An 8,292-nucleotide genomic window follows, 5' to 3' on the forward strand; every position below is an offset into this window, starting at 1 on the left:
TTAACATTTTAACAATCATCTCAACATTTATTTTAACCAATCTTAACCGCAAAATAAGTGATGCGCTTCTACCGGAAGAAGAATCAAAGTGTACTCCGTGGTTTTTGTGTCAAGCACCCTGAGCGTGATTTCTGCAATTAAGCTTAAGCCTTAAAATAATTGCTAGTCGCCTCAAATCAGGCGTAGGCATCGAACTCCCCGGTGTCGGTGCAGATACGGAGCCTGATAGCGAACTGATATAAAACTAATAAGATACAGAAATTCGCAGCTACATTGAGCATCAAAAATATTACTGCTCTCGTGAGCAGACTCTCAGGTTTGTTATGCCACTCACCACCCCCAGTCTCAAAAATTTTATCGAGCCAGTGCCGCTGTGCCGCCAAACGGGTGTGCTAGCATCGCTGCAGTCAATTTTCAGATCCTGCAACTGCGATCGAGTTGCAGTAGTCAACGAACAGCTACAGCCGCTGGGATTAGTGTACCTCCGCAGCCTTTGGGCTTGGGGAGCCGATCGCACAAACGACGGGCAGCAACCTTTGTCAGAAAGCTCGATCGCGATCGAACCAGTCAGGGTATTACCCGCCGCTATGAGCGTCAGCGAATTCTGGGAGTACCTGCAAACAGAGGAACAGAACACCCCAGCCCGGCCAAACCGCCAAACCGCCGACACCCCCCCCAAAACTCCGATCGCCCTCACAGATGCCAGTGGTCAATTCTTAGGAATGCTAGACAACCTGAGCCTGCTGCAATTCGCCGCACTCAACAGCAGCTCGCTCTGCAGCCTCACAGAGCAGGGAACAGCAGTCAAAGAAATCGAATTAAAAAAACCAATTTCCGAAGCCATCGCCACGGTCCTAGACGCTCAAGTGCGCTTTCTAGAAGCAGGATTGAAACCTTCGGAAAACCTGAACTCCCTAGTCGAACTACTGGAAAAACTACCCCTGCCCCTGAGATTGCAAACCCCCACCGCACAAATAGTCAGCCAAAACGCAGCGTGGCGGATTTTGCTGGGAGCTGGCCCAGAACCAGTTCCAGAACCAGCAGCAAATTTGGGTAAACACTCGCCCCGCAAACCAAGCCATTTAACAAGCGAATACAAGAGCGTGCAGTTAGAGGGCATCACCACCGACTGCAGGAGCCTAGTAGGAGCAAGTAGATCGGGCGATTCCCTGCGGGATAGCTTCGCCGCGCGTGATTCAACCGCAGCCACCAGTTGTCCGCTGCCCCTGTACGCTGCTGCTTCCCCCTCAACATTAACCGCTCCAGCTTGGTGTCCCATGGCCGGCAAACCAGACACCTACATTTGCGAGTGCCCCGTACAAAAAGGTCAAGAACGGATCTGGCAATTTGTCAAACAGCCGCTCTCAGACAAGCTAATTTTAGTAATGGGACAAGATGTCACCGAAGAACATTTAGTCGCCAAAGAACTAGCAGCGAAAAACGCAGATTTAATCCACCTCAACCGACTCAAAGACGAATTTTTATCCTGCATCAGCCACGAACTAAAAACGCCACTCACCGCCGTCCTCGGTTTGTCCAGCCTCCTCAAAGATAAATTGATCGGAGAACTCAACGATCGCCAAACACGCTACGCCAAACTAATTCATAAAAGCGGGCGGCATTTGATGACAATAGTTAACGATATATTAGACTTGACCCGGATGGAAACCGGGCAGCTAGAACTAATTCCCGAAGCAGTCGAAATAGAATCAACCTGCCAAAGAGCGTTTGAACAAGCAAAACAACTGCAACAGCAAGAAGAAAAAAAACCACCCGAACCAAGCAAAACTGATGGCACAGCAAACGCAGAACCCTCCGCCCAAATAGAATTTACACTCGAAATAGAACCGGGACTGAGCCAATTAATTGCCGACGAACTGCGACTGCGGCAAATGCTCGTCAACCTCCTTTCCAACGCCCTAAAATTCACCGAACTCGGCGGCAAAATCGGACTGAAAGTAAATGTTTGGGAAGGCTGGATCGCATTCAAAGTTTGGGACACTGGCATCGGCATCCCCGCCGACAAACAGCATCTGATCTTTCAGAAATTCCAACAGCTAGAAAGCCCCCTCACCCGCCGCTTTCAAGGAACCGGACTGGGACTGGTACTGACTCAACGCCTAGCTCGGCTCCACGGCGGGGACGTTTCGTTTATTTCCTCAGAAAACCAAGGCTCTCAATTTACCCTGCTGCTGCCACCAAATCCTCCGGGAAACAGCAGTGAAGAAGTCCCCGCATCGGGAGCCGTTGAGGAAGAATTATTACAACCCCAATATCCGACTCTGACCGCCAATTCTCGCTCTCGTTTAGTATTAATAGTCGAAGCAGTTCCCAAATATATCGAAGATTTAACCAACGTCATCTCAGGTTTGGGCTACCAAGTAATAGTCGCCCGTTCCGGCACCGAAGCGCTAGAAAAAGCTCGCAGGTTCAGTCCCGAAGCGATTTTCCTCAACCCGCTGCTGCCGCTGCTGTCGGGTTGGGACGTGCTGACGCTGCTCAAGAGTGACCCGGATACCCGATCGATTCCGGCGATCGTCACAGCCACCAGAGGGGAGAAAGAACGGGCTAGTGTCAACAGAGCTGAAGGCTTTTTGACCTTGCCGGTGGAAGAACCCGCTTTGCGGCGGCTGCTGGCAGACTTGATCGGCCACAGTAATTCTAGTAGCCCCAAAGTAAGGAGTTCTTTAACCGTTTTGTGGCTCAGCCCGCAAAACAGTTCGTCTCAAGGTTCCGCTTTACTGCTCAACCCCAACTACTGCCGGGTTTTAGAAGCAGACGACCTCGGCCAAGCAGAACTCGTGGCCAGAATTTGGCGGCCCGATGCGATCGTCTTAGATGGTACAAGTCAACTGCAAAACCCCTTAGCTTTTATCGAACAGTTAAGTCGGTCTCGAAATTTGGGTTCTCTCCCGTTGGTGACTTTAGACCCCACTACTACGCAACTGGCAAATCAAGTCAAAGGATTGTCGGTATTTCCCTGTTTGGCTACCCGCAGTCCCGACGACAGTGAAACTTCACCAACCGGGTTGGTGCCAAGTGCTTTGTGGCAAGTGATTCAAGTTGCTGCGGGCATGAGTTGGAAGCCCAGCATTTTATTTGCCGACATTTCGACTTTACCCGATTTGCACTCCTCTTCTGGGGGGAACCCGACGGAAGAATTGGAAAATCGCGATCGATCGACAAATGCCGAGATTCCCCTCCCCAATTCCCAGTTTTCTACTCCCAACTTTCAAGCTTTGATTCAGTACATCCACACCGCAGGATTTCGAGGGTCGATCGCTCAGAGCTGGACAGAAGTTTTGCAGCAGTTGCAATATCAAAGCGTGGACTTAGTTTTGCTGTGCTTGCGAGATGCCCCCTCAGAATCAACCGCTATGCTGCAGGCGCTGTCGAACCTGCGCCAAATGGCAGTAAAACTGCCAATTTTAGTCTGGGATTATCGGTCTGCTGTAAATTCGGAATCCGAGGCGATCGACTTTCTACTGCAAGAAGTATCTGCCAAAATTTTGCCTTCTTCCTTATCAGCAGCACAATTGTTAGACAAAATTCAACAGAGTTTATTAACTCATTCAAGTTCTTGAAAATGAATAATTTACCAGGTTTGTAGTGACGAATTAACTCGTTTCTCAACCCGTAAAAATCAACTATTACTTATGAGGAAAAACAGAAGTTGGCAACTCTTTAACTGTCAAGCGCGAAGCGTTATTTGTTAACTCAGTCAACTTTATAATAACTCATAATTTTGCCTATTTGTAGTGAGGTGATCAGTCGCCTATAAAAGAGTGAATAAAAACGACTACCCTGAGTGTAAATATAATTTGAGAAGTATTTAAATGAAAACCCAGAAGTGTTGCGAGTCAAGAAGCAATATCAAAACTCAAAAATATGAGTTATTATAGGCGATCGAGAAACCCTTATATTTTTTTCTGGGGCTGTACAGTGCCTAATCGCATTCCTTTAATATCTCTGCTACTCGCACTCGGTTTGGGGGCAATGCCCGAGCCTGCTGCCGCACAGGCACTCCTGCCTTACACCCTGCAAATCGACTCAGCCCAACTCGAACAAACGGCCTTGAGCCTTGCAGAAGAAGCCGTCCAGCTAGCCAGACTGCAGCAGTACCAACTAGCGGTACCTAGAGCCGAACTCGCCACACAGTTAGCCCCCAAAAATGCTCAAACTTGGACTTTGTTAGGCAGCTTGTACCTTCAAGTCGAGCAGTTTGACAAAGGCATTGAAGCTTTGGGGCAAGCTCAATCTCTGTCACCAGAAAATCCATCAATTAAATTTGTCTTGGGAGAAGCTTACTTTCGGAAAGCGAACTACGAGAAAGCAGTTGAATATTTGCAAGCAGGATTAAAACTCAAACCAGACACTCCAGGTGCATTATTTGATTTAGGTAATGCTTTTTATAAGCTGAAGCGGTTTGATCAGGCGATCGCCCAATACGAAAAAGCCTTTGCTTTAGAAAAAAACCTGTGGCCTGCTGTCAACAATATCGGATTAGTCAAATACGAAATGGGAGATGTTGATAGCGCCATCAAACGCTGGCAAGAAGCGATCGTGATCGACGACAAAGCCGCCGAAGCAATGCTAGCTCTAGCAGTAGCATTCTACACCAAAGGTGACAAAGAAAAAGGCTTAGCGATGGGAGAAGCAGCTCTGAAACTCGACAAACGGTATGCTACCGTAGAATATCTCAAAGAAAACCTCTGGGGCGATCGTTTAATCGCAGATACCCAAAAGTTGCTAGCAACTCCTGAAATGAAAGCAGCACTGGCTAAAATTCAAGACACCCCACCCCCGCCCCAAATGTAGTCGCCCGATCCCAAATCCGGGTTCACTATCATGACTACCCCTCCGTCATTGCGAGGAACGAAGCAATCGCAGAGACTAAGCGATTGCTTCGTTCCTCGCAATGACAAATAATACAAAAAAAGGGGTAGTAAACCCAGATTTGGTATAAGTCCAGATCGACTTACTTCAACTGCCCCCAGTGTTTTGAGCGTCGCAATAGTCGCCTCAGTTAAGCCTTTAACACCTGTAATATTCATTCCTTCATAAGGTTTGGGAACAGGCAAGGTTTTGATACACTTACCCGTCAGTGCATCCCAAAGCTTAATCGTCTCATCTTGGCTACTACTAGCAAGCATCTGACCATCTGGACTAAAAGCAACTGACCATAGCCAATTGTCATGTCCTTCGAGAACTTGCAAACATTTATCAGTGCTAACATCCCACACTCGTACAGTTTGGTCATGACCGCCACTCGCCAACTGTGTACCATCAGGACTGAAGATTACAGATGACACAATACCGTCATGTCCCTCTAAAGTTGTCAGACATTCTCCGGTATTGATATCCCAAAACTTGATGCTACTGTCACTGTTGCTGCTTGCCAAGATATTACCGTCAGGGCTAAAGGCGACAGACCAAACCCAACCGCTATTTCCCATCAAAGTGCTTAAGACTTTCCCTGTACTGACATCCCATAACTTCACCGTCTTATCGGTACTCGCAGAAGCCAGGATATCACCTGAAGGACTAAAAGCAATTCCCATCACCCAACTCTCATGTTCAGTAAAAGTATAAAGACATTGCCCTGTGCTCATCTCCCATAGTTTGATAGTCTGATCCTCACTGAAACTTGCCAATGTCTTACCGTCGGGACTGATGGCAACTCCCCAAACCCAAGCAGAATGACCCTCTAAACTTTTTAGACATTCACCGATCGCAGTATCCCATAACCTGACACGAGTGTCAGAGAATCCACTCGCCAGCAAGTCTCCATTCGGACTGAATGCAATGGATTTCAATCGATTAGTATGTCCATCCTGTATGCTTTTAAAACACTTCCCGGTTTTGATATTCCATAATCTCACGGCGCGATCGCTACTGGCTAATATTTGACCATCGGGTGAGAAAACTACCGAATTTACTGGATTGCTATGTCCCAATACTGTTTTCAGACAATGACCTGTTTTAACATCCCACAGTCTCACCGTGCAGTCTTCACCAGTGCTAGCTAAAGTTTTGCCATCAGGACGAAACGCGACAGATGAAACTCGACTGGTGTGTTTTTGCAGCGTTTTTAGACACTCACCCGATGCCACCTCCCACAATCTCACGGTGCTGTCTTCGCTGCAACTTGCTAAAATCTGACCATCTGGACTAAAGGCAACACACACCACTATTTGTGAATGTCCAGAGCAAATCCTAACGAGTTCACCCGTGCTAATATCCCAGAGGCCGATCGAACAATCATTACCACCACTGGCTACCGTTTTACCATCTGGACTGAAAGCTACCGATCGAATTTGACGACTGTCACTCTCAAACATTTTCAGGCATTGTCCAGTAGCAACATCCCACAGTTTAAGTATTCCGTCATCACCGCCACTAGCTAAAATCTTACCTTGAGGACTAAATGCGATCGACCAAGCCTGACTTTTGTGTGCTGGCAAAGTTAGCAAGCATCGTCCATTACTCCAATCCCAAAAACGCACAGTCCCATCACTGATGCCACTAGCAAGCATCTTGCCATCTGGACTGAAAGCAACTCCCAGCACACTGCTATGATTTCCCTGCAATATTTGACGAATCGACCAACTGCTAACATCCCAGCAATTAATCGTACCGTTACTACCGCCCGTAGCAAGAGTTTTCCCATCCGGACTAAAAGCAGCGGATAACACGATGCTGCCGTATTCTTTGCTAGTTCTCAGCAGCCTAGCTTCTGGCATTTGCCACAAGTGAATCTCACCATTCGTATCGCCCAAAGCTAAAAGTTTTCCATCCGGGCTAAAAGCGACTGACAAACCACTTCCCAAAACTTCGGCGAAAACGGAATTAGTTAAATTAGAACCCGCCAAGTTTACCTGATGCAAATTCGTATCGGGTAAATAAGCTTGCCAAACGGTCAAATTAGAAAAATCCCAACCGCTTACATCTGGCTGCATCTGACGCAATAGATTTATAATATTACCCGCAGCGTAGCCAGTTTCTAGTGTTGGTTTACCGCGCAGTGATGCCAGAATGGGTTTGAGTTGGTTTTCGAGAAGTTGCTGGCGTTCAAAAGTAAAAAGGAGTCGATCGGCAATAGGTTTAAGGATAAGACGAGCTTGGGTATCTCTAAGGTATTCTTTAGCTGTAGCTTTGAGAAGAGCATAGCTTCTGAGAAGGTCAATTTCGCTGCTGGTTATCTCAGTGCAGACTTTTTCGATTAATCGTTCCGTCATGTATTCCATGACGACGGGTTGTTGAGTGTAGCCGTCTGAGGTTTTTTCGATGAGAGAACGTCTAACGAGAGAACCTAAAACCTCTAGTAATTCTTTGACAGTTAATTTTGAAACTAAATCTTGTTCTAATTCTCTCAGCGAGACTGGCTCCCGCTCGATCGCCAGCCAGTACATCACCTTTTTTTCTACATTTGATAAACGATTAAATTGTCGGTCTAATAGGTTCCGAATATCATCAAATACTAAAGTTCCTTGATTTAAAAGTTCTAAAAATCTCGTCAGGCTACTATCAAAAAAATCATGGATGGTGGGAGCAACCATTTTTAAGGCTAACGGATTTCCAGCATAGTGGGATCTCAAAATATCCCATTCGCAGTTTGAGCCTTGAAAAAAAGCAATACCTTGGACAATTTCCTGTACTTCTGGGGTTGTTAAACCTGTCAGTTGTAATGAACGAACGGGCAATTTTTTACCTTCTTTAGCTGCTAAACCGATCGGTTTTTCTCGACTGGTTAGTAGCAGGGTACTTTTATGGTTGATTTCGGCTACACATCGCAGAAGTTGACCGTAGCCTTCATATCCCTCTCTATAACAACCCGTGCGTTCTTCTTCCTGTAGAATAGACTCGACGTTATCTAATATTAACAGACACCGATGCTGTCGCAGATAGTGTATCAGTCGCGAAATTCTAGCATCTAATGTGTCTGGTAAATTCGTTTCCTGTTGGTTCGAGAGAAATTGAATTAATTCAACCAATAAGTCAAGTATTAATGGAGCATTACGGAGACTGTGCCAAATAATATAATCAAATTGTTCTTGGATGCGTTCTGCTACCTTGATAGAAAGAGAGGTTTTGCCAATGCCACCCATCCCCAACAGGGTCACTAGGCGGCAGCGATCAACAATTAGCCACTTTTCTAATAAAGCTATTTCCTCTGCACGTCCGTAGAAAATAGAAACATCAATTGCTTCTCCCCAATCAATACTCCGGACAGTTTTTAAGCAGCCAGAGTACCATAAGACAAGACTGAAGGAAGGTTAGGGTGATTTAAAA

At 46.5% G+C, this 8,292-nt stretch carries 3 protein-coding genes; 2 read left to right on the forward strand and 1 reads right to left on the reverse strand.

Features of this window, described 5'->3' with window-relative positions; all coding sequences use genetic code 11:
- The first annotated feature begins 323 nt into the window (after positions 1–323).
- Both QUA07_RS27085 and QUA07_RS27090 read left to right on the forward strand, forming a co-directional pair.
- The gene (locus tag QUA07_RS27085; RefSeq protein ID WP_333331532.1) at positions 324–3,584 is read left to right on the forward strand and encodes an ATP-binding protein; all 3,261 of its coding nucleotides are present in this window, start codon (positions 324–326) and stop codon (positions 3,582–3,584) included.
- A 358-nt stretch (positions 3,585–3,942) separates the two neighbouring features.
- Entirely contained in the window at positions 3,943–4,818 is an 876-nt protein-coding gene (locus QUA07_RS27090; protein ID WP_445305919.1) for a tetratricopeptide repeat protein, read from the forward strand.
- Here the strand turns inward: QUA07_RS27090 and QUA07_RS27095 are convergent.
- Positions 4,788–8,222: a WD40 domain-containing protein gene (locus QUA07_RS27095; protein WP_333331542.1), complete on the reverse strand. Its 3,435-nt coding sequence runs from the start codon at positions 8,220–8,222 to the stop codon at positions 4,788–4,790. The genes QUA07_RS27090 and QUA07_RS27095 overlap by 31 nt on opposite strands.
- Between the last annotated feature and the right edge of the window lie 70 nt (positions 8,223–8,292).

The sequence above is a fragment of the Microcoleus sp. T3_A4 genome (genome assembly GCF_036700465.1).
GTDB lineage: Bacteria > Cyanobacteriota > Cyanobacteriia > Cyanobacteriales > Microcoleaceae > Microcoleus.